23 protein-coding genes are annotated in these 25227 nt (G+C 65.1%); 6 read left to right on the top strand and 17 right to left on the bottom strand.

All coding sequences use genetic code 11. The features are described 5' to 3' along the window. Position 1: 1 nt before the first annotated feature. The 6 genes from ACREB4_RS17675 to mltG form a co-directional block, all read right to left on the bottom strand. On the bottom strand, positions 2–226 hold the full coding sequence (locus ACREB4_RS17675) for a hypothetical protein (RefSeq protein ID WP_431589557.1): 225 nt from the start codon (positions 224–226) through the stop codon (positions 2–4). A 123-nt stretch (positions 227–349) separates the two neighbouring features. After that, on the bottom strand, positions 350–1147 hold the full coding sequence (locus ACREB4_RS17670) for a TatD family hydrolase (protein WP_431589556.1): 798 nt from the start codon (positions 1145–1147) through the stop codon (positions 350–352). 54 nt (positions 1148–1201) lie between these two features. After that, positions 1202–1654, bottom strand: a complete 453-nt coding sequence (locus tag ACREB4_RS17665; protein WP_431589555.1) for a PilZ domain-containing protein — start codon at positions 1652–1654, stop codon at positions 1202–1204. 65 nt (positions 1655–1719) lie between these two features. After that, positions 1720–2748, bottom strand: coding sequence for a DNA polymerase III subunit delta' (gene holB / locus ACREB4_RS17660; protein ID WP_431589554.1), 1029 nt, complete (start codon positions 2746–2748; stop codon positions 1720–1722). Continuing rightward, positions 2745–3383, bottom strand: a complete 639-nt coding sequence (gene tmk, locus ACREB4_RS17655; protein ID WP_431589553.1) for a dTMP kinase — start codon at positions 3381–3383, stop codon at positions 2745–2747. The genes holB and tmk overlap by 4 nt, the downstream gene beginning before the upstream one ends. Then, a complete protein-coding gene (gene mltG, locus ACREB4_RS17650; protein WP_431589552.1) occupies positions 3380–4372 on the bottom strand; it encodes an endolytic transglycosylase MltG in 993 nt (330 codons plus the stop codon). Before mltG ends, tmk begins: the two co-directional genes overlap by 4 nt. 105 nt (positions 4373–4477) lie before the next feature. On the opposite strand from mltG, the gene ACREB4_RS17645 reads away from it, so the two are divergent. The 3 genes from ACREB4_RS17645 (at position 4478) to ACREB4_RS17635 (ending at position 6896) form a co-directional block, all read left to right on the top strand. Then, a complete protein-coding gene (locus ACREB4_RS17645; protein WP_431589551.1) occupies positions 4478–5452 on the top strand; it encodes a YgfZ/GcvT domain-containing protein in 975 nt (324 codons plus the stop codon). A 118-nt stretch (positions 5453–5570) separates the two neighbouring features. Further along, the gene (locus ACREB4_RS17640; protein WP_431589550.1) at positions 5571–5882 is read left to right on the top strand and encodes a DUF4936 family protein; all 312 of its coding nucleotides are present in this window, start codon (positions 5571–5573) and stop codon (positions 5880–5882) included. Positions 5883–5897: 15 nt separating this feature from the next. After that, on the top strand, positions 5898–6896 hold the full coding sequence (locus ACREB4_RS17635; protein ID WP_431589549.1) for an NRDE family protein: 999 nt from the start codon (positions 5898–5900) through the stop codon (positions 6894–6896). On the opposite strand, the gene ACREB4_RS17630 is transcribed toward ACREB4_RS17635, so the two are convergent. From ACREB4_RS17630 to ACREB4_RS17605, 6 genes are all read right to left on the bottom strand, one after another. Then, positions 6886–7746, bottom strand: a complete 861-nt coding sequence (locus tag ACREB4_RS17630) for a YbgC/FadM family acyl-CoA thioesterase (protein ID WP_431589548.1) — start codon at positions 7744–7746, stop codon at positions 6886–6888. The two genes, ACREB4_RS17635 and ACREB4_RS17630, sit on opposite strands and share 11 nt — an antisense overlap. A 77-nt stretch (positions 7747–7823) precedes the next feature. After that, complete coding sequence (locus ACREB4_RS17625; protein WP_431589547.1) at positions 7824–9581, bottom strand: AMP-binding protein; 1758 nt, start codon at positions 9579–9581, stop codon at positions 7824–7826. Between the two features lie 156 nt (positions 9582–9737). Beyond that, a complete protein-coding gene (locus ACREB4_RS17620; protein ID WP_431589546.1) occupies positions 9738–11027 on the bottom strand; it encodes an acetyl-CoA C-acetyltransferase in 1290 nt (429 codons plus the stop codon). 51 nt (positions 11028–11078) lie between these two features. Next, positions 11079–11939, bottom strand: a complete 861-nt coding sequence (locus ACREB4_RS17615; protein ID WP_431589545.1) for a MaoC family dehydratase — start codon at positions 11937–11939, stop codon at positions 11079–11081. Positions 11940–11951: 12 nt separating this feature from the next. Further along, a complete protein-coding gene (locus tag ACREB4_RS17610) occupies positions 11952–13361 on the bottom strand; it encodes a 3-oxoacyl-ACP reductase (RefSeq protein WP_431589544.1) in 1410 nt (469 codons plus the stop codon). A 135-nt stretch (positions 13362–13496) separates the two neighbouring features. After that, positions 13497–14270 (bottom strand): TetR/AcrR family transcriptional regulator, encoded by a 774-nt coding sequence (locus ACREB4_RS17605; protein WP_431589543.1) that lies wholly within the window; start codon positions 14268–14270, stop codon positions 13497–13499. Between the two features lie 197 nt (positions 14271–14467). On the opposite strand from ACREB4_RS17605, the gene ACREB4_RS17600 reads away from it, so the two are divergent. After that, positions 14468–15604: an iron-containing alcohol dehydrogenase gene (locus tag ACREB4_RS17600; protein WP_431589542.1), complete on the top strand. Its 1137-nt coding sequence runs from the start codon at positions 14468–14470 to the stop codon at positions 15602–15604. Here ACREB4_RS17600 and ACREB4_RS17595 read toward each other — a convergent pair. Genes ACREB4_RS17595 through ACREB4_RS17585 form a run of 3 tightly spaced genes read right to left on the bottom strand, consistent with a single transcriptional unit; the run spans position 15574 to position 18823 of the window. After that, the gene (locus ACREB4_RS17595) at positions 15574–16920 is read right to left on the bottom strand and encodes a hemolysin family protein (protein WP_431589541.1); all 1347 of its coding nucleotides are present in this window, start codon (positions 16918–16920) and stop codon (positions 15574–15576) included. The genes ACREB4_RS17600 and ACREB4_RS17595 overlap by 31 nt on opposite strands. A 16-nt stretch (positions 16921–16936) precedes the next feature. Next, positions 16937–18007 (bottom strand): phospholipase, encoded by a 1071-nt coding sequence (locus ACREB4_RS17590; protein WP_431589540.1) that lies wholly within the window; start codon positions 18005–18007, stop codon positions 16937–16939. A gap of 15 nt (positions 18008–18022) precedes the next feature. Beyond that, positions 18023–18823 (bottom strand): glutathione S-transferase family protein, encoded by an 801-nt coding sequence (locus ACREB4_RS17585; protein ID WP_431589539.1) that lies wholly within the window; start codon positions 18821–18823, stop codon positions 18023–18025. A gap of 103 nt (positions 18824–18926) precedes the next feature. On the opposite strand from ACREB4_RS17585, the gene ACREB4_RS17580 reads away from it, so the two are divergent. Then, positions 18927–19718 (top strand): PEP-CTERM sorting domain-containing protein, encoded by a 792-nt coding sequence (locus ACREB4_RS17580; RefSeq protein ID WP_431589538.1) that lies wholly within the window; start codon positions 18927–18929, stop codon positions 19716–19718. Between the two features lie 80 nt (positions 19719–19798). On the opposite strand, the gene ACREB4_RS17575 is transcribed toward ACREB4_RS17580, so the two are convergent. Further along, on the bottom strand, positions 19799–22147 hold the full coding sequence (locus ACREB4_RS17575) for a Tex family protein (protein ID WP_431589537.1): 2349 nt from the start codon (positions 22145–22147) through the stop codon (positions 19799–19801). A 154-nt stretch (positions 22148–22301) separates the two neighbouring features. Here ACREB4_RS17575 and ACREB4_RS17570 point away from each other — a divergent pair, with 154 nt between their 5' ends. Next, positions 22302–23336 (top strand): quinone-dependent dihydroorotate dehydrogenase, encoded by a 1035-nt coding sequence (locus ACREB4_RS17570; RefSeq protein WP_431589536.1) that lies wholly within the window; start codon positions 22302–22304, stop codon positions 23334–23336. 24 nt (positions 23337–23360) lie between these two features. Here ACREB4_RS17570 and ACREB4_RS17565 read toward each other — a convergent pair whose 3' ends face one another. Further along, complete coding sequence (locus ACREB4_RS17565) at positions 23361–25124, bottom strand: serine/threonine protein kinase (protein ID WP_431589535.1); 1764 nt, start codon at positions 25122–25124, stop codon at positions 23361–23363. Between the last annotated feature and the right edge of the window lie 103 nt (positions 25125–25227).

The raw sequence follows: 25227 nt of genomic DNA, 5'->3' as shown, positions 1-25227 counted from the left end.
CTCAGTCGGCGCCGCTGATGTCGTTTTCGATGTCGGGCGCGCTGTCGACTTCCTGGTCGAAGGCGTTGGTGTCGCCATTGATGTGGGGAATCAGCGGCTTGTCCAGCGGACGGCAGATGCGGCTTTGCAGGTGGTTCAGGCGCTCCGAACGCTCCATGGCTTCGATCACCGCTTGGGGATCCATCATCAGGGCGAAGGGGTTGGCGTAAAGACCTGTGTTTTGCATACTAGCTCCGTGAAGAAGTGCCGTTTCGATGGGTGAACTTTAGGCTTCACGGTCGGGTGGCGGTAGTCGCCGCAAATCCAAACCGTCTGTCAGAAATTGTCTGACAAGGGTTTGAACACAGGGTCAATTCACGGAGGCGGTAGCAGGCGGTATTGCGAACAATTGCTCGAAATTGGTCGTGGTGGCGTGGCCTAAGACTTCGGGTTCAACCCCCTTAAGTTCGGCCAGGAAACGGCCGACCAGGGCCACGTAGGCGGGCGAGTTGGTCTTGCCGCGGTGGGGCATGGGGGCCAGGTAGGGGCTGTCGGTTTCGATCAGGCAGCGGTCCAGGGGCACGAACTTGGCCACCTCACGCAGGTCGGCGGCGTTCTTGAAGGTCAGGATGCCCGAGAACGAGATGTAGAACCCCAGGTCGAGCGCGGCACGTGCCACGGCCTGGCTTTCGGTGAAGCAATGGAACACACCACGGGCGCGATGCTGGCCTGATTCCTTCAGGATGGCGATGGTGTCGTCGCTGGCTTGGCGGGTGTGGATGACCAGGGGCAAAGCAGTGTCCAGGCCAGCCTGGATGTGGGTGCGGAAGCGGTCGCGCTGCCAGGCCATGTCGGCCACGGTGCGCTCACCCAGGCGGTAATAGTCCAGGCCCGTTTCGCCGATGCCGACCACGCGCGGCAAGGCGGCGCGTTCCACCAAATCGCCCAGGGTGGGTTCCTGCACGTCTTCGTTGTCGGGGTGCACGCCCACGGTCGCCCAGAAGTTGTCGAAGCGCGTGGCCAGGGCATGCACCTGCGGGAACTCTTCCAGCGTGGTGCTGATGCACAGGGCCCGCTTCACGCCGGCCTGCGCCATGTCGGCGCGCACCTGGTCCAGCGTGTCAGCGTAGTCGGGGAAATTGAGGTGGCAGTGCGAGTCGACGAACATGGGACAGCGGGCAAAGGGTGGGCGAGTTTGCAGAAAGCAAACCCGAATCTTGCCTCAAAGTGTCTGGGTCGGCTTGTTCGAGGACAGCGAGGTGCCCAGGATCTGTTCGATCTTGATGCGCAGCAGGCGGGTTTTCTCGTCGGACGGGAAACGCACGCCCACGCCCTGCGTGCGGCCACCCGAGGCATTGGCCGGGGTGATCCAGGCGATCTTGCCCGCCACGGGGTAGCGCTGGGCTTCGTCGGGCAAGGACAGCAGCAGGTAGATGTCATCGCCCAGCTTGTAATCGCGGGTGGTCGGCACGAACAGGCCACCATCGGCGAAGGCCGGGATGTAGGCGGCGTAGAGCGCGCCTTTTTCGCGGAAAACGAGCTGGATGACGCTCGGGCGGGCCACACCCGCGCTGGGCACACCAACCGCCGCGGCTGTGGCGGTGTTCGCGCTGGTCTTGCCCGGGCCTGAATTGGCGAAGGCAGACGGCAGGGCTGTGGTGTGGAATTCGCTCATCGTGGGTGAAAGTGTAAGGTCTCCAATCAACGCCAAACGTGTATTTAAGCGCGGAAGAGGGCCCTTTACCTATTGAAACGCAGGGCTTGGCGGGCTTGTTGCAACAATGACTCCACCCGGAGGTTGAGGTTCCAGGGATGTTCCGCATGGCGGCTGGCTTTGCGCAACTCCCCCGCCCAGGCAGTGAGGCGGCTCAGATCACCATCACGGTGCAGGCTTTTCGAGGGAAAGTAACGGGGCTCGGCGCCCGTGGCCATGCAGGCCAGGTCGTGGCACAGCTTCTGAAGCGTTTCCACCACCAGCGGCAGGGGCCAGCCTGCCATGGCCAGGCCCTGTCCCTGGGCGACCTCGCGTGGAATCTGCGGCCAACGGACGGCATCCAGCCCCATGGCATGGCGATCACGCGCCGTCAGTGGCTGGCCGCCAGCGGCTTGCAGCAGGATTTCGGCATCGGCTTCACCAAGACCGTTGATCTGCTCGCGCAGCCAGGCGACCGACGCTGCCTTGTCCGGCAAAGGAAGCCGCCAGGCCTGGCAGCGGCTGCGCACGGTGGGCAACAGGTCGTCCAGCGATCCCGCGCTGACCACGAAGCGCACCATGCCGGGCGGTTCTTCCAGGGTCTTGAGCAAGGTGTTGCTGGACACCATGTTCATGCGTTCGGCCGGGTGCACCACCACGACCTTGGCACGTCCGCGGGAGGCGGTGTTCTGCGAAAACTGCACCACGGCGCGGATGGCCTCGACCTTGATGTCCTGGCTGGGCTTCTTGGCCTTGCCTGATTTTTCGGAGGCGCCTTCGTCGTCGTCACCCGAGCCGCTCCAGCCCAGGGCGGCCTGAAGGGCTTCGGGGATGACCACCACCAGGTCGGGGTGCGAGCGCGATTGGATCAGGCGGCAACTGCCGCAGCTGCCGCAAGCGGGTTGGTAGGCGCTGCCGGTCGGCAGGGCTTCGCACAGCCAGGACTGCGCCAGGGCCATGGAGAACTCGAACTGGCCGACACCCTCGGGGCCATGCACCAGCGTGGCGTGGCCGTTCGCCTGGGCCAGGGCCTGGGTCAACGGCGCATGCAGCCAGGGCAACAAGGCGGTGCTCACAACCAGCCCTTGATCTGCAGGGCCGCGTTCACCTGACGCGCGACGTCGGTCGGGCTGGCACTGGCGTCGATCAGGGCGAAACGTTGGACGTCCGCCTGCTGCCGGGCCTGGTAACCCGCCCTCACCCGCTCGAAGAACGCGGTGTCCTGGGCTTCGAACCGATCGGGTTGGCGGGCGGCCGAGAGGCGCGCCGCCGCGACTTCAGGCGGCAGGTCGAACAGGAAGGTCAGGTCAGGCTGGCGCTGGCCTTGCACCCAGGTTTCCAGGGTGCGCAAGGTGGCCAGGTCGAAGCCCCGACCGGCGCCCTGGTAGGCGAAGGTGGCGTCGGTGAATCGGTCGGAGAGGACCCAGGCGCCACGGGCCAAAGCCGGCTCGATGACCTGGACGAGGTGGTCGCGGCGTGCGGCGAACACCAGCAGGGACTCGGTCAGCGCGTCCATGGGGTCGTGCAGCACGCTCTCGCGGAGCTTCTCGGCCAGCGGCGTGCCACCAGGCTCGCGGGTGCGCACCACGTCATGGCCGGCCTGGCGCAACTGGGTTTCCAGGGCACCCAGGTGGCTGGTCTTGCCGGCCCCGTCGATGCCCTCGAAAGAAATGAACCGACCGGCGGTGGCGGGGTGGATCGGTGGGCTCATGGGCGTTTTCTCTGGTACTGGTTCACCGCGCGATTATGTTCGGCCAAGGTGCTGCTGAAGGCGCTGCTGCCATCGCCGCGCGACACAAAGTACAGGGCATTGGTTTCCGCGGGGTGCACGGCGGCCAGCAAGGCGGCCTTGCCCGGCATGGCGATGGGCGACGGTGGCAGGCCGGTGCGCAGGTAGGTGTTGTAAGGCGTGTCGGTCTGCAGGTGGCTGCGCTTGAGGTTGCCATCGAACAGTTCGCCCATGCCGTAGATGACCGTGGGATCGGTTTGCAAGGGCATGCCCACGCGGAGGCGGTTGCAGAACACACCGGCGATCATCGGGCGGTCAGCCTCCTGGCCGGTTTCCTTTTCCACGATGGAGGCCAGGATCAGCATTTCTTGCGGCGAATTGAGGGGACAGCTGTTGGTGGCGCCGCGCAAGGTCCAGGCATCGCTCAGGTGCTTTTTCATGGCCCGGTGCGCGCGCTGGAGCACGGCCAGATCGGTGCTGCCCTTGGCGTACGAGTAGGTGTCCGGGAAGAACTGGCCCTCTGGCGGCACACCGGGGCTGCCCAATCTGTCCATGAGTTGCGCATCGCTCAGGCCCGTGATCGCCGGTTTCAGGCCATCGGCCTGCGCGAGTTCGGCCCGGAAACGCTTGAAGGTCCAGCCATCGATGAGCTTGACCACGGCCAGCCGCTCATCACCGCGCACCATCATGCGCAACAAGGACAGGGGCGTCGCGCCCGGCTCCAGCATGTAGCTGCCAGCCCGGATCTGGCGGGCTTGTCCCGACCAGCGGAACCACTGGTACAGCATCACCGGTGAAGCGTCCACGCCGGCATCCACCCAGCCACGCGCGATTTCGCGCGGCGTGGTGCCGGACTCGATGGCCAGCTCGATGTCGCTGCCATGCACCCGGAGCGGCTGGTGCAACCACCAGAACACGGCGCCCGCGAAAGCCAGCGCGGCCAGCAGCAACAGCCCGAGCAGAACGCCCATGGCACCGCCATGCTGCGGCCTGGCTTTTGGTGGGTTCGAGGACAGGAATTTCGGGATCATCCGTGGACCAATGAAGGAATTGACGACCGTGATGATAATGACCCCATGCAAGACTTTCATTTTCCCGACCCCAAGGCGCTTGATGGCGCCGCCGTCCTGTCCCATCTGGGCATCATTTCAGCCGAGGGCGCGGACACCGCCAGCTTCCTGCACGGGCAGCTGAGCCAGGACACGAACCAGCAGCCGGCGGACCAAGCCAGGCTGGCCGCCTTCTGCTCGCCCAAGGGCCGCATGCTGGCCAGCTTCATCGTCGCCAGGCCCCAGACCGACACCTTCTGGCTGCTCACGGATGCGCAAGTGCTGCCCACGGTGCTCAAGCGGCTGTCCATGTTCGTGATGCGGGCCAAGGCGCGTTTGAGCGATGCCTCTGGCGCCTTGTCGGCCATCGGTGTGGTCGGCGCGTCGGCCGAGCGTCTGCTGGGTGAGGCGGCGTTGAGCCAGCCGTGGCAGTTGGCGCCGCACGCCGCCAGCGGTGGTCACTTGGTGCGCTTGCCCGATGTGCTGGGCGCGCCGCGCAGCCTGTGGATCGGCCCTGCGGAACAAGCCCAGGCCTTGATCGCGAATCTGCCCGCCCTGCCCCTCGCCACCTGGCAATGGCTGGACGTGATGAGCGGCGTGGTCCGCATCGAGGCCGCCACGGTCGACCAGTTCGTGCCGCAAATGGTGAACTACGAACTGGTGGGGGGCGTGCATTTCCAGAAGGGTTGCTACCCGGGTCAGGAAATCGTGGCGCGCAGCCAGTACCGGGGCACGCTCAAGCGGCGCACCTTCCTGCTGCATGGACAGGCGCCCATTCAAGCCGGGCAAGAGGTGTTTTCAGCCGCCGATCCATCGCAACCCGCTGGCATGGTGGCCAACGCGGCGCCCATCCCGGGCCCCGGTGACATGGCCTTCAGCGCCTTGGTCGAGTTGAAGTGGCAGGCCCTGGACACGGGCTGGCACCTGGGCGCCGCCGACGGTCCGGCCCTGACCCTGGGCACCATGCCCTACGAAGTCCCCCTGGGCACCTCGGACGACTGATTTGGCAATTTCTTAACGGCAATCAGCCTCGGTTTTGGGCGCGTGCTTGCCGCGTGCCGGCTTCTGGGCTCGGTCCGCGGGTTAACCTCCAACACACTTGACCGTCATCAAGGAACTCATGGCCACGGCAAATGCAGCCCCGGCGATGGCGCTGTTCATCTACTACAAGGTGGACCCGGCCCATGCCTCGGTGTTTGAAGAAGCGGTTCGACAGATGCAGGCGGCTTTGCGCCTAGCCCATGAAGACCTGACGGCCAGGTTGTGGATTCGCACCGATGCGCAGGCATCGGCGCAAACCTGGATGGAAACCTATGAGCATCCGAATGGCGTCAGTGCGCTGACCGCCACCTTGATCGAACTGGCGGCGCAAGACCTGCCCGCCGGCCAGATCGGCCAGCGCCATGTCGAGATGTTCAGCAACGCAGATTGAGAAGGACACAGCCCGATGTGCTTGGTGGCCCTGGCGCTGGATCAAAGCAGCCGTTTTCCCTTCGTGATGGCGGGCAACCGCGAGGAGTTCTTCGACCGCCCGGCCGCCCGCCTGGGCTGGTGGGAGCCTGGTGGCGGTGCGCCCGCCATCCTTGGTGGCCGCGACCTGCAGGCCGGAGGCACCTGGCTGGGGCTGACCGCGCATGGCCGGCTGGGCGTGGTCACCAATGTGCGCGACCCCTCTCAAGTGGACCCGACCGCGCCCTCGCGCGGAGAAATCGTGCCCTTGTGGCTGCAGGGTGACATCCCCATGAACCGACTGTGGCCGCGGCTGGCCATGTCGGGTTACAACGGCTTCAACCTGCTGACGGTGGATTTCGCCGAGGGCGAGGCCTATTGGGTGAACAACACCCAGCTTTACCCGCAACGCCTGGAACGGGGCCTGCATGGCGTGTCGAATGCCGGGCTGAACACCCCCTGGCCCAAGGTGCAGACCCTCAAGGCACGCCTGAAAGCCGCCCTGAGCAGCGCCGCCGACGTGGAAGGCCTGGTGGTGCGCTTGTTCGAAGCCCTGACCGATGCCAGCATCGCCCCGGACGACAAGCTGCCCTTCACCGGTGTGCCCCTGGAATGGGAGCGCCTGCTGTCCGCCGCTTTCGTGCGCTCGCCCGACGGGCATTACGGCACACGCTGCTCCACCCTGGTCATCACCGAACGTGTCAACAAGCGCCTGGTGACGCACGTGCTGGAGCGCACCTACTCCAACCAGTCCAGCATGGCCTTGCTGCGCCGCGTGACGCTGAAGAACTGGCCGCCACGCCACACCTCCGCCGCGGCCGAACTGGCCAAGCTGGATGCGACCTTGCCGCCCCCGGCCCTGCGCCTTGACGACACATTTGAAAGCAGCGACGTGTCCGAGAACGACAACCACGCCCTGCCCCCCACGCCCGTGGCCCGCAAGACCCGCGCGCGCAGCCTGATCAAGTCGCCCGGAACGCGCCCGGTCAAAGCCTGAGCGTCATGACGATGTGGGGGATGCCCACCTCGTCGAATTCCGGGCCTTCGGGCTTGAAGCCAGCGCGCTGGTAGAAGGCCTGGGCGCTGACCTGGGCGTGCAGGGTGATGCGCTGAATGCCTCGGGCACGTGCCGCGTCGATCAAGGCTTGCAAAACCTGCTCACCCAGGCCCAGGGCCCGGCTGCCGTTCAGCACGGCCATGCGGCCGATCTTGGCCTCGCCTGTGGGCATTCCCGCGGTGATCAGGCGGCCGGTGGCCACGGGCAAGCCGGCCAGGTTGCCGACCACGACATGCCAGGCCTGGGCATCGTCGTCGTCCCATTCTTCGGACTCCGGGATGCCCTGCTCTTCGATGAACACGGCGGTGCGCACAGTTCGGGCCGGGGCGGCCAGGCTGGCCCAGTCGCCGCTGCGCAGTTCATGCACCGGGGCGCCCTGTTTTTGCCGGTCAAGCTGCAGGCGCAAGGACTCGGGCACCGGCGCCGGTCGGCTGGTCGCCAGGCTGACGAACACGTAGACCGTCTCGCCGGTGACCAGCAGTCGCCCACTGGTCCGGATCTCCCACACGAACACCAGGGACGAAGTGCCAATGCGTTCGCAGCGCACCCCGATGGACAGCCAGTCGCCGAAGCGCGCCGGCGCGTGGTACTGCAGCGCATTGCTGCGCGCGAACACATCGCCTTTCAGATGGCCGAAGCCTTCCGGATAAGGCAAGCCCGAGGCGCGCCAGTATTCGGACATGGCCGTGTCCAGGTAATTCAGGTAGTGGCCATTGAAGACCACCTTCTGGGCGTCGACCTCGGACCAGCGCACGCGCAAATGGTGGTGAAACGAAAATTCAGTCGTCATGAATGAAAAAGCCCGCATGGGTAAGCATGCGGGCCATTGTCTGGCACTTGGGCCAGGTCAGCGAGCAGAGGGCTTACTTACTTCTTGTCGCGCAATTCGCGGCGCAGGATCTTGCCCACGGGCGACTTCGGCAACTCTTCGGTGCGGAACTCGACGATGCGGGGGATCTTGTAGCCGGTCAGGTTCTTGCGGCAGTGTTCGATCACCGATTCCTTGGTCAGGCCCGGGTTGCGCGGCACGATGATGACCTTGACGCGTTCGCCGGCCACGTCGTCCGGCACGCCGATGGCGGCCACTTCCTTGACGTCGGGGTGGCTCGCGACCACGTCCTCGATCTCGTTCGGGTACACGTTGAAGCCTGACACCAGGATCATGTCCTTCTTGCGGTCCACGATCTTGCAGAAGCCCTTGTCATCGATGATGCCGATGTCGCCGGTGGCCAGCCAGCCGTCCTTGTCCAGGACTTCGGCGGTGGCTTCGGGGCGGTTCCAGTAGCCCTTCATGACCTGCGGGCCGCGCACGCACAGCTCGCCCGGCTCGCCGATGTCGGCCCAGGTGCCGTCTTCACGTCGCATGCGCACTTCCGTGGAAGGCACGGGCACGCCGATCGAACCCGTGAAGGTGGGGCCGGGCTTGGAGATGTCGACCGGGGCCTGCGTCACGATGGGCGAGCACTCGGTCAGGCCGTAGCCTTCGACCACGGCGTTGCCGGTGACTTCCTTCCAGCGTTCGGCCACGTTGCGTTGCAGGGCCATGCCGCCAGCGATGGACAGCTTCAGCTTCGAGAAATCCAGCTTGCGGAATGCGGGGTCTTCCAGGAAGGAGGCGAACAGCGTGTTCACGCCGGTGATGCCCGAGAACTTCTCGTTCTTCAGGATCATCATCACGCGTTTGGTGTCGCGCGGGTTGGCGATCAGGATGTTGCGACCACCCAGCGCCATGAAGATCAGGCCGTTCACCGTCAGCGAGAAGATGTGGTACATCGGGATCAGGGTGACCACGGTTTCGGTCTCGCCGGTCAATTGGCCTTCGGCGAACGCCAAAGCCTGCTGGCAGTTGGTCAGCACATTGCGGTGCGTCAGCATGGCGCCCTTGGCCACGCCGGTGGTGCCGCCGGTGTATTGCAAAAAGGCCAGGTCGTCGGGCTTGACGGACACGGGCTTGACCTTCACCTGCGCGCCCTGCTTCAGCGCGTCGCGCATCCAGATGGCGGTGGGCAGGCTGTAGGCCGGCACCATCTTCTGCACCTTGCGCAGGATGAAATTCAGCGCCCAGCCTTTGGGATTGAAGAAGCCGTCGGCCAACAGATCGCCGATCTGCGTCAGCACGATGTTCTTGACCTGGGTGCCGGCTTGCGCGTCTTGCAAAGTCTTGGCGAAGGTTTCCATCACGATGATGGTTTCGGCGCCGGAATCCTTGAGCTGGTGGTTCAGTTCACGCGCCGTGTACAGCGGGTTCACGTTGACCACCACCGCGCCAATGCGCAGCACGGCGAACAGCACGATCGGGTACTGGAAGATGTTGGGCAGCATGATCGCCACGCGATCGCCCTGCTTGATGCCCTTGCTCTGCAGGTAGCCCGCGAACTCCTTGACCAGGCGGTCCAGGCGGTCGTTGCTCATCTCGGTGCCAATGCTGACAAAGCCGGGACGGTCGCGGAACTTGTTGATGCACTCGTCGAAATACTCGGTCAGCGACTGGTATTTGTTGACGTCGATGTCGTGGGCGACACCCTTGACATACGAGGACAACCAGATGCGGTTGGTGCTGCCGTCGGGATTGACGATGGACTGGCCGGGCACGGGTGTGGCGGCCGCGGTGGCGGATTGGCTCATTCGATGTCTCCTCGTATGGCTGCAGCCAAGAACCTGCAGCCAGGGCTTTCGCGAGGCTAGGGTTGCCTCGACTTGCCTGTTTAAGTGACCAAGTGTATCAACCCGCGCGGGTGCTTCAAAGCCTTAAAGCATTTACCGCGCGAATTGCCTCGAGTTTTACCGCTCGAGGATGGCCACGACGCCCTGTCCGCCCGCTGCGCAGATCGAGATCAGGCCGCGGCCCGAACCCTTTTGTGCCAGCATCTTGGCCAGCGTGGCCACGATGCGGCCGCCGGTTGCGGCAAAGGGGTGACCCGCCGCCAGCGAACTGCCGTTGATGTTCAGTTTGCTCATGTCGATCGAGCCCAGGGGCGCATCGCGGCCCAGGCGTTCCTTGCAGTACTGGCCGTCTTCCCAGGCCTTCAGGGTGCACAGCACCTGCGCGGCGAAGGCTTCGTGGATTTCATAGAAATCGAAGTCCTGCAGCTTGATGCCGGCGCGGTCGAGCATGCGGGGCACGGCGTAGGCCGGGGCCATCAGCAGGCCTTCCTTCTTGTTGAAGAAGTCCACGGCGGCCACTTCGCTGAAGGTGATGTAGGCCAGCACCGGCAGGTTGTGGGCCTTGGCCCATTCCTCGCTGCCCAGCAGCACGGCCGAGGCGCCGTCGGTCAGGGGCGTGGAATTGCCGGGGGTCAGCGTGCCTTGGCCGGGGGCGACCTTCTTGTCGAAGCAAGGCTTGAGCGAGCGCAGCTTCTCGATCGTCAAGTCGGCGCGCAGGTTGTTGTCCTTGGTGACGCCCTTGAACGGGGTCATCAGGTCGGCGAAGAAGCCGTCGTTGTAGGCGCGCGCCAGGTTCTTGTGGCTCTTCAGGGTCAGCTGGTCCTGGTCTTCGCGAGCGATGCCCCATTCGCGCGACATCAGTTCGGCGTGCTCGCCCATCGAGAAACCCGTGCGGGGTTCGCCGTTGCGCGGAATGGCCGGCTTGAGCAGCATGCTCGGGCGGATCTTCGAGATGATCTTGAGCTGGGCCATGGTGCCCTTGGCACGGTTGGCTTCCATCAGGATCTTGCGCATCTTTTCGTTGATGCCGATGGGCGCGTCAGACGTGGTGTCCACGCCGCCGCCGATGCCGCACTCGATGTGGCCCAGGGCGATCTTGTTGGCCACCAGCATGATGGCTTCCAGGCCGGTGCCGCAAGCCTGTTGCAGGTCGTAGGCCGGGGTTTCGGGGGCCAGCGTGGTCGACAGCACCGATTCGCGGACCAGGTTGAAGTCCTTCGAGTGCTTCATCACGGCGCCGGCGGCGACCTCACCCAGGCGTTCGCCATGCAGGTTGAAGCGGTCGACCAGGCCTTGCAGCGTGGCGGTCAGCATGTCCTGGTTGGACACGTGCGAATAGACGGTGTTGGAGCGGGCAAACGGGATGCGGTTGCCACCGATGATGGCGACGCGGCGAATGGTGTTCATGGATGGATCCCCAAAGAGCTGAGATGCAGAAAATGGATGAAGCGGGCGGTGTCAGTAGGTGACCCGGCCGCGCAGGTGGGGCTTGTCGCCCTTGGCATTGCGAACCTCGAACAGCGCGCCGTCTTCCTGGCGGGCCGACCACAGCGAAGCGCGGGCAGGCAGGAACAAAGGCGTCTTGAACTCGACCATGGCTTCGGCCTGCTCGACCGCCTCGCGCGGCATGAGCGTGGCCAGGGCGCGTGCCTTGGTCCACATGCCATGCGCGATCGCCTTGCGGAAACCGAACATCTTGGCCGTGATGCCGGACAGGTGGATGGGGTTGATGTCCCCCGACACCCGGCCGTAGCGGCGTCCGATGCCACCGGCCGCGAAGAAGTCGGCCTGGTGCGACAGCGGCGTCGGGTCGATCAAGGCCGAGGCAAAAGCCACGCCCTTGGGCTGGCGGATGCCGAGGCGCAGCAGGTATTGCGTGCCTTCCCAGACCAACTGGCCGTTGCGGATCGCGCGCTGGTCCAAGGTGAAGATCTGCCCTTTTTCGTGGGCGATCAGCGGCCCGGTGCTGACCTCGATGCGCAGTTCATCCCCGATGTTGATGCGCTGCAACTGCTTGACACTGTTGGCCAGGTGCACGGTGCCCATGGCAGGCCAGGGGTAGTACTTCGAACCGAAGAACGCCATGGTCAGCGGAAAGGCCAGCATCTGCGGGAAGGTGATGGGCACACCGTGCGCGCGGCTGAAGCCGCACACCCGCGAGTAACTGGCCACGTTGGCCTCTTCGACCCGCACGCGTGGCCGCGCGTAGGTCACTTCCGGTAAAGACTCGATGACGCCCGGCCGTTTGGTACTGGACTGCATGGCCCGCACGTACATCGTGACGGGATTGACCAACTTGTTGACTTCGATGAGCTTCATGACGGATCTCGGTCAGGCGCCAATCAGGCTTTGGCCGCAAACGCGGATCACGTTGGCGGTGACACCGCTGGACGCCGGGCTGGCGTACCAGGCGATGGCTTCGGCCACGTCCTCGGGCTGACCACCCTGGCTCATGGAGTTCATGCGGCGACCGGCTTCGCGGATCGCGAAGGGGATGGCGGCCGTCATGGCGGTTTCGATGAAACCTGGCGCCACGGCGTTGATGGTGATGCCGCGCTCGGCGAAGATCGGGGCGGTGCCCTGCACCATGCCGACCACACCGGCCTTGGACACCGCGTAGTTGGTCTGGCCCATGTTGCCGGCCAGGCCCGAAATCGACGACACGCAGATGATGCGGCCACCGGCATTGATCGCGCCCGACTCTACCAGCGCGTCATTGATGCGCTCTTGCGTCGACAGGTTCACATTGACCACCAACTGCCAGAGGTGTTCCTTCATGTTGGCGATGGTCTTGTCGCGGGTGATGCCGGCGTTGTGCACCACGACGTCCCAGCCGCCCTGGGCCTTGGCGGCCTCGACCAGCTTCTGTGGCGCATCGGCCGCGCCGATGTCCAGCGCGATGGCGGTGCCGCCCAGCTTCTTGGCGACCTCGTCCAGGCCAGCTTGCGCTTGCGGCACATCCAGGCAGATCACGTCGGCGCCGTCACGGGCGACGATTTCGGCGATGGCCGCGCCAATGCCGCGCGAAGCGCCGGTGACCAGCACCTTCTTGCCGGCCAGCGGCTTGTTCCAGTCGGCGGGGATGGTTTGCGGGCCCACCACGGCACCGATGCGGATCACCTGGGCCGACACATAGGCCGACTTGGGCGACAGCAGGAAGCGCAGGGTCGATTCCATGTTGCCTTCGGCGCCTTCAGCGACGTAGACCAACTGGGCATTGATGCCCTTCTTCAATTCCTTGCCCAGCGAACGGCTCAGGCCTTCCAGCGAGCGCTGGATGGCGGCCTTGCGCGGGCTCTTGCACAGCTCGGGCGGGCGGCCCAGGATGACCACGCGGCCGCAAGGCAGCACCGAGCGTGCCGCATCGTGGAAGAACCAGTAGAGCGCGTCGGATTGGGTGCTGTCGTCCAGGCCGGTGGCGTCGAACACCAGGGCCTTGACCTTCTCGCCTGCCGTGCCTTCGGTGCCCCAACGGCCGGTGGTCAGCCCGACCTTGTTGGCCACCGACACCCATTGGGGCAGCTTGGCGTGGGCCAGCGTCTGTGCCGAAATCGATTTGAAGAATGTGGCCAATGCGTCCAGCACGGGCGTTTCGCCAGAACCACCGATCAGCACGCTGCCTTTGACAACGGGCTCGCCCGCTTTGTAACGCTCCAGCGGCAAGGGCTTGGGCAGCCCCAGCGCATTGATGAGCTTGGCGCCCATGGGCGAATTGGCGAAGTCTAGGTAACCGTCTTTCATACTGATCGCTTCAAGGAAAACAGCCGGGACAACGTGCACAGCCGACACGGCTTGGTTGGGATCAAGAGGTGGCAACCACGCCACCTCACCGTTGGCCGGTGCGTCGATCGCACACCGGACCGCCATCGGCCTTTTTCAGGCCGACGAGTTCACCGCCTCATCAGGCTGCGTGTTTTTCTGGATGGGGAACAAACCCTGGCTGGGAAAGCCGGGGATCTTGAGGATGTGTCCGAACAGGGTGTCGTGTTCCGCGTCGGGCAAGGGGGCCCTCAGGGCCGCCACCATCAGCGAGGCCAGGCGCGACAGGATCAGCGATTCGTCGTCACCCTCGCCGCGCGTGAAATCGCGGATCAGGCGCTGGGTGTTGCCGCCGGCCAGGATGCCCGACAAGGCGCCCATGGCGAAATGCAGGCGGAAGCCCAGTTCGCTGCGCTTCAGGTCGGGCAGGGTGCGCTGGAAGGCCATGAAGAAGCGGCCCAGCGTTTCCACATAGTGGTTGTTGATGAAGTCTCGCACCACGGGCGATGGGTCGGTGTAGGCCCGCCCCAGGAAGTGCAGGTAGCGCTCGGCCGCAGGCGTGTCACTGCGGAAGATGCGCACGGCGGGCAGGAACATGGCCACGAGCACGTGCTCGCAGGTCAGGTCGCCGCTCAAGGTTTTTTCGAACCAGTCGAGCATGGCCACCCGCTGGTCGTTCAGCTGATCGAGCTGGCGTGCCAACACCGCCTGGATCAGCGCATCCTTGCTGCCGAAGTGGTAGTTGACCGCTGCCAGGTTGACGCCGGCCGCCGTGGTGATCTGCCGCATTGACATCGATTCGAAACCGCCGGAGACGAACAAGGCCTCCGCCGCATCCAGGATGCGGGATTTGGTGTCCGTGGGTGACAAGCGGGGCGAAGCCGTCGGCATGGTCTGCGAAATCTCCGGGGGATACGGACGTTTCAAACGGCCGTTTCATCTCAATGGGTGCGTATGGTATTGCACCTTTGGGCTGGCGTGAACATTCTTTTTCAACAAAATTTGAGGCGCCCCCTCAGTGCGGGGGCCTGGGCGCCCTGCCGTTGTAAAGTGCGCCTGTCCCGCGTTTGACCACCCCTCAAAAAGCCATGTCTACCATCCTCTACCTCACCCAGATCCAATTTGAATTCGGCGCCATCCAGCTGCTGGCCTCGGAGTGCGAGCGGGTCGGCATCAAGCGCCCCTTGATCGTGACCGACGCGGGGGTGCGCGCGGCCGGCGTGCTGCGAAAGGCGCTGGACGCGCTGAAGGACTGGCCTGTCACCATCTTCGACCAGACGCCGCCCAACCCGACCGAAGCCTCGGTGCGCGCCGCGCACGAGGTGTGGACGAAGGCGAAATGCGACGGCCTGATTGCCGTGGGCGGCGGCTCCAGCATCGACCTGGCCAAGGGCCTGGCCATCATGGCCACGCATCCCGGCCCCCTGAAGACCTACGCCACCATCGAAGGCGGTTCGCCCAAGATCACCCCGCAGGCCGCGCCTTTGATCGCCGTGCCGACCACGGCGGGCACTGGCAGCGAAGTGGCGCGCGGCGCCATCGTGATCGTGGACGATGGCCGCAAGCTGGGTTTCCATTCCTGGAACCTGATGCCCAAGGCCGCCATCTGCGACCCTGAGTTGACCCTGGGCCTGCCCCCTGCCCTGACGGCCGCCACCGGCATGGATGCCATCGCCCACTGCATGGAAACCTTCATGGCGCCCGCATTCAACCCCCCGGCCGATGGCATCGCGTTGGACGGACTGGAGCGCGCCTGGCACCACATCGAGCGCGCCACCAAGGACGGCAGTGACCGCGAAGCGCGCCTGAACATGATGAGCGCCTCGATGCAAGGCGCCATGGCGTTTCAAAAGGGCTTGGGCGCGGTGCACAGCCTGAGCCACAGCCTCGGCGGCGTGAACCCCAAGCTGCACCACGGCACCTTGAACGCCATGTTCCTGCCCGCCGTGATCCAGTTCAACGCGCAGGCCGAGTCGATCAAGAAGGAACGCCGCCTGGAGCGCATGGCGCACGCCATGGGTTTGAGCGCTGCGTCCGACATTCCCCAGGCCATCCGTGATCTGAATGCGCGCCTGGGTTTGGCCAAGGGCCTGGGCGAGCTGGGCGTGCAGCGCGACTGGTTCGACAAGGTCGTCGATGGCGCCATGAAAGACCACTGCCACAAGACCAACCCGCGCATCGCCACGCCGGAAGACTACACCGAGCTCTTGTCCGCCTCGATGTGAGCCTGCTGGGCCGCCTGGGTCGCCGAGGCGGCCTCGCGCGTCACCATCACCTGGTCGATCTTGTAGCTGTCGACGTCCATCACCTCGAAGCGGAAACCGCCCCAGACCACCACGTCGGTGCGTTTGGGGATGCGCCGCAGCATCACCATCATGAAGCCGGCCAGGGTTTCGTAATCTTCCTGCAGGGGCAGTTCGTACAGTTCCAAGGCCTGCATCACGTCCGGGATGGGCGTCATGCCGTCGATCAGCCAGGAATTGGCGTCGCGCTGCACGATCTGCTCTTCGTCCATCGAGATCACCAGGCCACCCATCACCGTGCTCATCACGTCGTTGATGGTGATGATGCCCACGACCAGGCTGTACTCGTTCACGATCACCGCGAAGTCGTCCTGGGCTTGGCGGAACTGGGCCAGCAATTCGGACAAGGTGAGCCGGTCGGGCACGATCAGCACCTTGTTGATCAGGCCTTCATCTTCCAGAGAAATGGGCAGCGAGTTCAGCACCCGGCTGAGCAGGTGCTTGGAATCAACGTAGCCCACCACGTGGTCGATGCTGCCTTTGCACACCAAGTAGGTGGAGTGCGGGTATTGGTCGATGCGGGCGCGGATCAGGATCTCGCTGTCGTCTTGCAGGAAGTGCACGATGCGCTCGCGGCCGGTCATGGCACTGGTCACGGTGCGGGTGTCGAGCTCGAACACGTTCTCGATGACCTGGTGCTCGCGCGCGGCCAGCACGCCGGCTTCGGCGCCGGCCTCGGCCATGGCGCGGATGTCATCTGAGGTGATGCTGTCGTCGCGCCGGGTCGGCAGGCCCAGCAGCTTGAACAAGGCATCGGTCAGGCGGCTGAAGAACCACACCACGGGCCGGAACACGGCCAGGAAGATGCGCATGGGCCCGACCACGCTGACCGCCACCTTCTCGGGCGCGACCATGCCCAGGCGCTTGGGAAACAGGTCGGACAGCAGGATGAACAGGCTGGTGACGATCAGGAAGGACAGCAACAGGCCGACGGTTTCGACCTGGGCGGCGGGGACCTGGAAAGTGCGCAACACCACCTGGATGAACGGCGAGAAAGCGCCCTCGCCCACGATGCCGCCCAGGATGGCCACGCTGTTCTGGCCGATCTGGATGACGGTGAAGTAGTCGCCCGGGTGATCCTGCACGTGCATGACCTCTTGCGCGCGCAGATCGCCGTGCTCCAGCATCTGCCGCAAGCGCACGCGGCGAGAGGCGGCCACGGCCAGTTCGGCGGTCGAGAAGAAAGCGCTGACCGCGATGAGCGCGGCGATCAGCATCAGGCTGACGGTGGAGTCCATGGACCGAGTGTAGCGATCACAAGGCCCGGACTTCGCCGATCGGGCAACCTTGGTCCAGCCAGTCGGCCCAGTCCTGCGCCAGGCGTTCACTTTCCGCCACGGCGCGGCTCCAGTGGCGGACGCGTTGGCCGAAGTCCATGCCGGTGAAATCGTTGCGGTCGGGCAGCTTGCCACCCGGCAGCTTGGCCACCCAGTCCGGGTTGGGTGCCAGCAGGATCAGGTTGCTCAGGCCCGGCGTGGGCACATGGCGGCGCTTGAAGGCCTTGTCGAGCCAGCCCGGCACGATGGACTGCTGGAAGTGCGGGTACAGCACCAGGCCCGTGTCCATGGAGCTGTAGTTCCAGTGGAAGTGGTAGTCGACCAGGCCACCATCCCAGTGCGCGCCTTTGCTGGCGCCCGGGATGTCTCGAACCGCGTCCAGCAGGAAGGGGATGCTGCACGAGGCCTGCAAGGCGGGTCTGAAATTCTCGGCCGTCAATGCCCACCGCGCGGTGGGCAGGTCACGCAGGGTGACCGGCAAAGCCTCGCCTGCGGACGAAAACACATTGCGCTCCAGGAAGGCACCCACGCTTCGGCGTGACAAGGCGTTGCCCATCACCAGGCCCGTGAAACCGATCGGTGTGCGCACGGTGCTGCCGGGGCGCAAGAGGTGCCGCCCCCGGGCCGTCACCACGTGCAGGCGCCAATTGGGGTGGGCCAGGATGCCATCGGTGTGGGCGCCGAAAAATGTGTCCAGCGCTTGGCTGAAGCTGGCGCTGATGCGCTGAGGCGACGGCATTTTGCGGCCAGCCTCGGGCTCGTAGTGCTGGTGGATGTAGTCGTGGGCCAGGCGCGCAAAGGCTTGTTCAGGCGCGGGCATCGTGGCAGCAGCCATGCGCCAGGCGCCAATGGACGCACCGACGAGGTGCAGGGTGTGCCGGGTCGGTGCCAGCCACTGGCCGAACAGCTGGCGATCGAGGTGCGACAGGATCAGCCCCTTGGGGCCACCCGCCGCTGCGGGGATCAGGCGGACATCGTTCGGCTTCAGCCCATGCTGTTCAATGTGCTTGCGTGCAAGCGGGCCTGCGTGGATGTGCAAGGCTTTCATGGTGATCTTCGTCCCTCAAGCAGCGACGGGCGCCTCCTGGGCCAGGTGGATTTCGCGGTGCGTCTGGTACACCCAGCGCACCCAGTCCATGCAAGGGCGTTTGGCCAACCAGGCGGGCGAATGCGCCGGTTCGCGCCGGAACGACTTGGCGCCGTAAACCGGATGTTGGTCAGGGCACGCCAGGGGCGCCAGGATGGACGCGGCCGTGATGTCCGCCACCGAGAACTGGTGGCCCACCAAATAGCGGCGGCCATCGCTCAGGCGGCCGTCGAGCCAGGCGAGGGCTTGCTGGATGCGCAAGGCGGATTGCGCCGTCGCCTGGGGCGTGATGCCCAGGCGCCGCTTGAAAATCCACTTGCTGATGGGGAAAAACAGCTTCACCAGGCGCGCCTGGCGTCGGCTGGCATGCCGGGTCCACATGTCGATCACCTGTTCGTCCTGGTCCAGGGCGGAGAAATACAAGTACCGTGCCACGTCATCGCCAATGGCGTCGAAGCGGGCCTCGATGTCCATGATGTCTTCGCTCAGCGCGATGTGGCGCGGCATCACGGGCAAGGGGCCCAGGCGCCGGTCCAGCCACTGCAGGATCTGGGTGCTGTCCTGGACGTGCTCGACCAGGCCATCCGATTGCCGGCCCTGCAGGATGGGCAAAGTGGTTTCGCCCTGCCCGCCCATGCACAAGGCGGGCACCAGGTGCAGCGTGGGGGTCATCAGTACTTCGTGGTACTTCAATCCCGAGATGTCCAAGGTCCAGCGGATTTTTTCGCTGAAATGGGACATCGCGAAAGTGTAGAGGGTCAGGCTTTCGATGGGCATTTCCGCCAGGATAACCCAGGGCCGCGCTGATGCTGAACGGCCCTGTACAGGGCCCCTGGCGTTTGCCTGCCCCCCATTCGGGCGTTGTCAAGCCACCCAGGACATGCCCGATAATCGGGCATTCAGTTGGTTTCATCAGGGAGATTGCATGTCGTTCCACAAAGTGGCCAGCACCAGCTTGTGCGCCGCACTCATGTCTTTGGTCGCGCCCGCCATGGCCGCGCCGGTTCAATACACCTTCAGCACCACAGTTTTCACGGCGGGCTCGCCCGAACTGCGAGCGCTGCTCACCGGACAATCCGTGTCTGGCAGCTTCATTTTCGATTCGGCGGGCACGTTCTATGCCAAATCGGGCGACCTGGGCTTCGAACCTGGTTACGCCATCTACTCCGGGCCGGCAGGCGTGGTGCAATCGTTCTACGGCTTGTCAGGCAGCGCAGGAGGGCGACAGTTCTCGGACATCGTCGGCTCGGCCAACGTCAACAACAGCACGCAAATTTCCGGAAACGATATCCTTTCGCTGACCTCCGAAACCACCCCGAAGGTGGGCACCAACACGCCGCCAGCGGACTATCCGCGCCAGCTGATCGGGTTCACATTGGGTGACTACACCCTGAGCAATGTGCGCTTGTACTGGATTGGCAATTTCCTGAACGACAGCAGCCTGCCGGCTACGCTCCCCGCGAGCTCAGGCGTTCTGGCGCTGGATTTCGTGCGCACCAACGATCCGACGAACCTGGCCAATGCGCCCTACTACTCGAACACGGTGTTCTTTGGCGGCTTGACCGTTCAGGCCGCAGCAGTTCCAGAAACGGATACCACCTTGATGATGGTGGTTGGGCTCGGCGTGCTGGGCGTGGCTGCACGCCGACGGAAGGCCCGCTCGGCCGCATGATGGTTCAAGATCCTGCCGATCTTTGCCATTGAAAACGGGAGCCAAGGCTCCCGTTTTTCATGCTGCGCGAAATGCCAGGTTCAACGCTTGCCCTGCAACTTGGCGAACGCGGCCGCCATGGCCGATTGCTCCTGCGGCTGCGCGTTGGACGAGCCACCCCGCGGCGCACTGAAGCGCTCATTGCGCGCCGCCGGCCGGTAATTGTTGTCGCCCTTGCCTGCCGCGCCCCTGGCCGGCATGGCCGTGTCCAGCTTCATCGTCAACGAAATGCGCTTGCGGGCCAGGTCAACTTCCAGCACCTTGACCTTGACGATGTCGCCGGTCTTGACCACTTCACGCGCGTCGGTCACGAACTTGTTCGACAACTGACTGACGTGGATCAGGCCGTCCTGGTGCACGCCCAGGTCGACGAAGGCGCCGAACTGCGCCACGTTGCTGACCGTGCCTTCCAGGACCATGCCCTCTTGCAGGTCCTTGATGTCGTCCACGCCATCGTTGAAGCGCGCCACCTTGAAGTCGGGTCGCGGGTCGCGGCCGGGCTTTTCCAGCTCGGCCAAGATGTCCTTGACGGTGACGATGCCGAACTTCTCGTCGGCGAAGGCCTCGGGCTTCAGCGATCGGATCACGTCGGCGCGGCCCACCATCTCGGTGATGGGCTTGCCGGCCGCCGCGATCATCTTCTCGATGACTGGGTAGGTCTCGGGGTGCACGCCCGACATGTCCAAGGGGTTGTCGCCATCGCGGATGCGCAGAAAGCCTGCCGCCTGCTCGAAGGTCTTGGCGCCCAGGCCGGCCACGTCCATCAACTGCTTGCGGTTGCGGAAAGCGCCGTTGGCATCGCGCCAGCGCACGATGCTGTTGGCCACCGTGGTGCTCAGGCCCGACACGCGCGACAGCAGGGGCGCCGAGGCCGTGTTCAGGTCCACGCCCACCGAGTTCACGCAGTCTTCGACCACGGCGCTCAGGGTGCGCGCCATTTCGCTCTGGTTGACGTCGTGCTGGTACTGGCCCACGCCGATGCTTTTCGGGTCGATCTTGACCAGCTCGGCCAGCGGGTCTTGCAAACGGCGGGCGATGGACACGGCACCGCGCAGGCTCACGTCCAGGTCGGGCAGTTCCTTGCTGGCGAACTCGGAAGCCGAGTAGACGGACGCACCCGCTTCCGACACCACCACCTTCTCGATCACCGTGCCAGGCGCCAATTGCTGGATGCGCTTGATCAAGTCCGAGGCCAGCTTGTCGGTCTCGCGGCTGGCGGTGCCGTTGCCGATGGCGATCAGGTTGACGCCATGCGTGGCGCACAGGCGGCCCAGGGTGTGGATCGAACCTTCCCAGTCCTTGCGCGGCTCGTGCGGGTACACGGTGCTGGTGTCGAGCACCTTGCCGGTGTCGCTGACCACGGCCACCTTCACGCCGGTGCGGATGCCGGGGTCCAGGCCCATGACGACACGCTTGCCAGCCGGGGCGGCCAGCAGCAGGTCGCGCAGATTTTCAGCGAAGACCTTGATGGCCGTCTTTTCGGCGTCTTCGCGCAGGCGCGAGAACAAATCGCGCTCCATGCTCAGGCTGAGCTTGACCTTCCAGGTCCAGCCGATGGTCTTGCGGATCAGGTCGTCGCTCGGACGCTTGGCGTGGCTCCAGCCCAGGTGGCGGGCGATGCGGCCTTCGGCGATGGTGGGCTGGCCGGGGACGATCTCTTCGTCCAGCACCAGCTTGGCATCGAGGAATTCGAGCGTGCGGCCACGGAACACGGCCAGCGCGCGGTGCGAGGGCACGGTGCGGATGGGCTCGTCGTAGTCGAAGTAATCGCGGAACTTGGACACGTCGGGGTTCTGCTCGTCCTTGCCGTCCATCAGCTTGGATTTGAAGAGGCCCTCTTCCCACAACCAGTCGCGCATCTTGCCGATCAGCGTGGCGTCTTCGGCCCAGCGCTCGGAGAGGATGTCGCGCACGCCATCGAGCACGGCGAAGGTGTCGGCGAAACCACCCTCGGCGTTGACGAAGGCGGCGGCCTCGGCCTGCGGATCCAGCGACGGGTCGGCGAACAGCTTGTCGGCCAAGGGTTCAATGCCGGCCTCGCGGGCGATCATGGCCTTGGTGCGGCGCTTCTGCTTGTAGGGCAGGTACAGGTCTTCAAGTTCCTGCTTGGTGGGCGCGGCCTCGATGGCGGCGCGCAGCTCGGGCGTCAGCTTGCCCTGCTCGTCGATGCTCTTGATGACGGCTTCGCGGCGGTCTTCCAGCTCGCGCAGGTAGGTCAGGCGCGATTCGAGGTCGCGCAGCTGCGTGTCGTCCAGGCCATCGGTGGCTTCCTTGCGGTAACGGGCGATGAAGGGCACGGTCGCGCCCCCATCCAGCAGCTCGACGGCCGCGTTGACTTGGGCAGGACGAACTTTCAGTTCGGCCGCGATTTGCATCAGGATCTTGTTCAAGCGGGAGCCCTAGGGAGAAACCACGAAAAAATGCGAGCGCATCGCATCGATCAGGGGGCGCAGTTTGCCATAGGCGGCGGGCCGATTTCCGCCCCGCCAATCTGGGACAATGCACGACCTGCGCCCCTGCGGCGCCCTGCTTTTTTGACCGTCCATGCCCTTGATTCCCTACGCCCTGTCCCGCGCCGTCCTGTTCAACATGGACCCGGAAGCCGCCCATGAACTGACCATGGGCGCCCTGGCGCGGTTTCAGAACACCCCGTTGTCCTGCGCCTGGGGCGCCAGCCGGGTCAGCGACCCGGTCGAGATCGCGGGGCTGAAGTTCCCCAACCGCATCGGCATGGCCGCCGGCCTGGACAAGAACGGCCGCTGCATCGACGGCCTGGGCGCCATGGGTTTTGGCTTCGTGGAAGTGGGCACGGTCACGCCCAAGCCGCAGCCGGGCAACCCCAAGCCGCGCATGTTCCGCCTGCCCGAGGCCAATGCGCTGATCAACCGCCTGGGTTTCAACAACGATGGGCTCGATGCCTTCGTGGCCAACGTGCGCCGCGCGCGCTTCCGCCAGCAAGGCGGCATCCTGGGCCTGAACATCGGCAAGAACGCCAGCACCGCCATCGAGAACGCGGTCGACGACTACCTGATCGGGCTGGAGGGTGTCTACCCCTGGGCCGACTACGTGACGGTGAACATCTCGTCGCCCAACACGCAGAACCTGCGCAGCCTGCAAAGCGACGAAGCGCTCGACAAGCTCCTGGGCGCGCTGCAAGAGCGTCGACAGGCCCTGATGGCGCGCGACAAGCGCCACGTGCCCATGTTCGTGAAGATCGCGCCGGACCTGGATGAAACGCAGGTGGGCGTGATCGCCGCCACCTTGCAGAACAACGGCATCGATGGCGTGATCGCCACCAACACCACCATCGGCCGTGACGCGGTCAAGGGCCTCCAGCATGCGAACGAAACGGGCGGCCTCAGTGGCGCCCCGGTGTTCGAGGCCAGCAACCAGGTGATCCGCCAGTTGCGCGCCGCCCTGGGCCCGCGCTTTCCCATCATCGGCGTGGGTGGCGTGATGAGCGGCTTGGATGCCCGCGCCAAGCGTGACGCAGGTGCCGACCTGGTCCAGATCTACACCGGGCTGATCTACCAGGGACCGGCGCTGGTGGGCGATTGCGCCCTGGCGCTCAAGGGCTGAGCTCGCGCAAGGCCGCTGACGGGGTCATTGGCCTGTTTTTGCCGGGGAGGACGCTGGCGCATCCACCAGCCGAACCGCCGTTTCCAGCGCTTCCTGGCAATCCTTGAAGGTCAGGCCCAACGACCGCGCATAGCGGGTGAAGCAATGGTTGACCAACGCCTGCTGGCGCACGGACTCCGCGCCCACCGCGGCGGTGAGTTCGTTGGCCAGGCTGGCCACGGCGCGCAACATTTCATGCGCATCGTCGGGACGGCGCACCGGCGCGGACTTGTTCAAGGCGCGCGCGGCCTGCTGCTGACGATCGTCCATGCCCCAGTGGCGCATCACGGCGATCGACAGCTCTTCCATTTCCACGCCCAGCACCGCGCTGGCGGCAGCCTCCAGGTTCATGCCTGGCGTGGGCGGGCTGGTGGCGTCTGGCGGAGGCCCCGGCTGCATCAGGCGATCGATCTGGGCGGCTTCGTCCGGGAAGTGGTAGCGCACCAGCAAATGCCCGAGGCGTTGGGAAATCGCGGCCACCAGCGCCTCTTCGTCGCTGATGGAAAAAGGCGCCAGCAAGCGGGCGATGTGCCCGGCAATGCAGGTGCGCCGCAGCTCTCTTTCCAGGGCGACCTGGGCTGGCGGAACGGGCGCGTTCTGGTCTTTCGATTCAGCCACCGCCAATACGCCGGGCCAGGGGCGCAGCGCGGAGCCCACGTTGCGCAAACCCAGTTGCCCCATCAACACCACCGCGCGGGTCACGGTGGTCACGCGGTCGTCGCTGATGCCGGTCTGAAAGCGCGCGGTGTTGACGTTGCGCAGCAGTTCCCACACCAGGGCGGGATCTTTGGCGATGACGTCGACCATGTCGTCCACACGCAGGTTGTCCTTGCCCAACGACTGGCTGAAAACACGGCCCATGCGCGGCCGGCTGGGCAGGCTGCCCACGGTGTTCAGGCGATCGATCAGCAGGGCCAGCGGACCGCCGGACTCCTGTTCATTGGCCTTGATCCAGCCTTGCAGGGCGGCCAGCAAGGTGCGGGCATTCAGGTAGCGCTGGCGTTGCTGGCGGTCGGTCGAGCGGTTGACGATGGCGCGCAGGGTGTCGGGCACCGGCTTGCTGGCGGACCAGGGCAGGCGCACGATTTCGCGGCCCACGCGCTCGGCGGCGCTGCACAGGTCCGGGTCGTCCAGGGCTGGGCTGCCGGCCAGCAAGCGGTACATCAGCAAGCCAGCCATGAGCACGTCGTGCTCGGTGGCGGCCCGTTGTTGCTGCACGCCCGCCCGGCTGACCTTGGGCTTGCCTGGCACCTCCGCCACAAAGCCCACTCCCAGGCCTGCCACATTGGCCCGGCCGTTGCTGTCGATCAAGACATTGTGCAGGCCCAAATCACGGTGGGCGACGCCGGCTTCGTGGGCATAGGCCAGGCCGTCCAGCACGTCCACCATCCACCCGACCACTTCGGTCAACGTGGGTTCGGGCCCCGCAGCCAGGCGCTCAACCAGCGACACACTGCTGCCCCGCTGCGCGCTGACAAAGGGCCAGCCATCCTGGATGCTGATCTCCAGCACATCGACCAGCCGAGGGTGTTTCAGCCGGGAAGCGGCCTGCACGTCCTGGTGCCAGTTCTCCAAGTCCTGGGGCGGACGTGGTTGCGCGCGCGGCACGCAAAGGACGACCTCGTGCTGCAGACGCGGATCAAATGCTCGCCAAGTGGTCGCCTCCAGGCTGCGGCTGAGCAACTGGCGCAACTCGAAGCGGCCAAAATGCGGAACCGGCGGTGACGTGGGTGGCGTGATGACGGCCATGGGCAAGGCAAAGGCTCTTATTTCATGAGGTGATAGATCACCCCGGTTGTCCGATTGGACCGCAGATGGGACGCTCTGAAACTGTTTCAAAAGCCGGGAAGAC

It is taken from the genome of Aquabacterium sp. (genome assembly GCF_050725395.1).
In the GTDB taxonomy this organism is placed as follows: Bacteria; Pseudomonadota; Gammaproteobacteria; order Burkholderiales; family Burkholderiaceae_C; genus Aquabacterium.
This window is presented reverse-complemented; position numbering and strand designations above follow the sequence as displayed.

Bases quoted from the DNA above. Each gene is read 5' to 3' on its own strand.
- ACREB4_RS17630 (WP_431589548.1), bottom strand. From the start codon at position 7,746: ATGACGACTGAATTTTCGTTTCACCACCATTTGCGCGTGCGCTGGTCC.
- ACREB4_RS17570 (WP_431589536.1), top strand. From the start codon at position 22,302: ATGCCCTTGATTCCCTACGCCCTGTCCCGCGCCGTCCTGTTCAACATG.
- ACREB4_RS17640 (WP_431589550.1), top strand. From the start codon at position 5,571: ATGGCCACGGCAAATGCAGCCCCGGCGATGGCGCTGTTCATCTACTAC.
- ACREB4_RS17580 (WP_431589538.1), top strand. From the start codon at position 18,927: ATGCCCGATAATCGGGCATTCAGTTGGTTTCATCAGGGAGATTGCATG.
- ACREB4_RS17675 (WP_431589557.1), bottom strand. From the start codon at position 226: ATGCAAAACACAGGTCTTTACGCCAACCCCTTCGCCCTGATGATGGAT.
- mltG (WP_431589552.1), bottom strand. From the start codon at position 4,372: ATGGGCGTTCTGCTCGGGCTGTTGCTGCTGGCCGCGCTGGCTTTCGCG.
- ACREB4_RS17585 (WP_431589539.1), bottom strand. From the start codon at position 18,823: ATGCCCATCGAAAGCCTGACCCTCTACACTTTCGCGATGTCCCATTTC.
- ACREB4_RS17670 (WP_431589556.1), bottom strand. From the start codon at position 1,147: ATGTTCGTCGACTCGCACTGCCACCTCAATTTCCCCGACTACGCTGAC.
- ACREB4_RS17645 (WP_431589551.1), top strand. From the start codon at position 4,478: ATGCAAGACTTTCATTTTCCCGACCCCAAGGCGCTTGATGGCGCCGCC.
- ACREB4_RS17610 (WP_431589544.1), bottom strand. From the start codon at position 13,361: ATGAAAGACGGTTACCTAGACTTCGCCAATTCGCCCATGGGCGCCAAG.
- ACREB4_RS17590 (WP_431589540.1), bottom strand. From the start codon at position 18,007: ATGAAAGCCTTGCACATCCACGCAGGCCCGCTTGCACGCAAGCACATT.
- ACREB4_RS17620 (WP_431589546.1), bottom strand. From the start codon at position 11,027: ATGAACACCATTCGCCGCGTCGCCATCATCGGTGGCAACCGCATCCCG.
- ACREB4_RS17615 (WP_431589545.1), bottom strand. From the start codon at position 11,939: ATGAAGCTCATCGAAGTCAACAAGTTGGTCAATCCCGTCACGATGTAC.
- ACREB4_RS17605 (WP_431589543.1), bottom strand. From the start codon at position 14,270: ATGCCGACGGCTTCGCCCCGCTTGTCACCCACGGACACCAAATCCCGC.
- ACREB4_RS17635 (WP_431589549.1), top strand. From the start codon at position 5,898: ATGTGCTTGGTGGCCCTGGCGCTGGATCAAAGCAGCCGTTTTCCCTTC.
- ACREB4_RS17565 (WP_431589535.1), bottom strand. From the start codon at position 25,124: ATGGCCGTCATCACGCCACCCACGTCACCGCCGGTTCCGCATTTTGGC.
- ACREB4_RS17600 (WP_431589542.1), top strand. From the start codon at position 14,468: ATGTCTACCATCCTCTACCTCACCCAGATCCAATTTGAATTCGGCGCC.
- ACREB4_RS17595 (WP_431589541.1), bottom strand. From the start codon at position 16,920: ATGGACTCCACCGTCAGCCTGATGCTGATCGCCGCGCTCATCGCGGTC.
- tmk (WP_431589553.1), bottom strand. From the start codon at position 3,383: ATGAGCCCACCGATCCACCCCGCCACCGCCGGTCGGTTCATTTCTTTC.
- ACREB4_RS17625 (WP_431589547.1), bottom strand. From the start codon at position 9,581: ATGAGCCAATCCGCCACCGCGGCCGCCACACCCGTGCCCGGCCAGTCC.
- ACREB4_RS17665 (WP_431589555.1), bottom strand. From the start codon at position 1,654: ATGAGCGAATTCCACACCACAGCCCTGCCGTCTGCCTTCGCCAATTCA.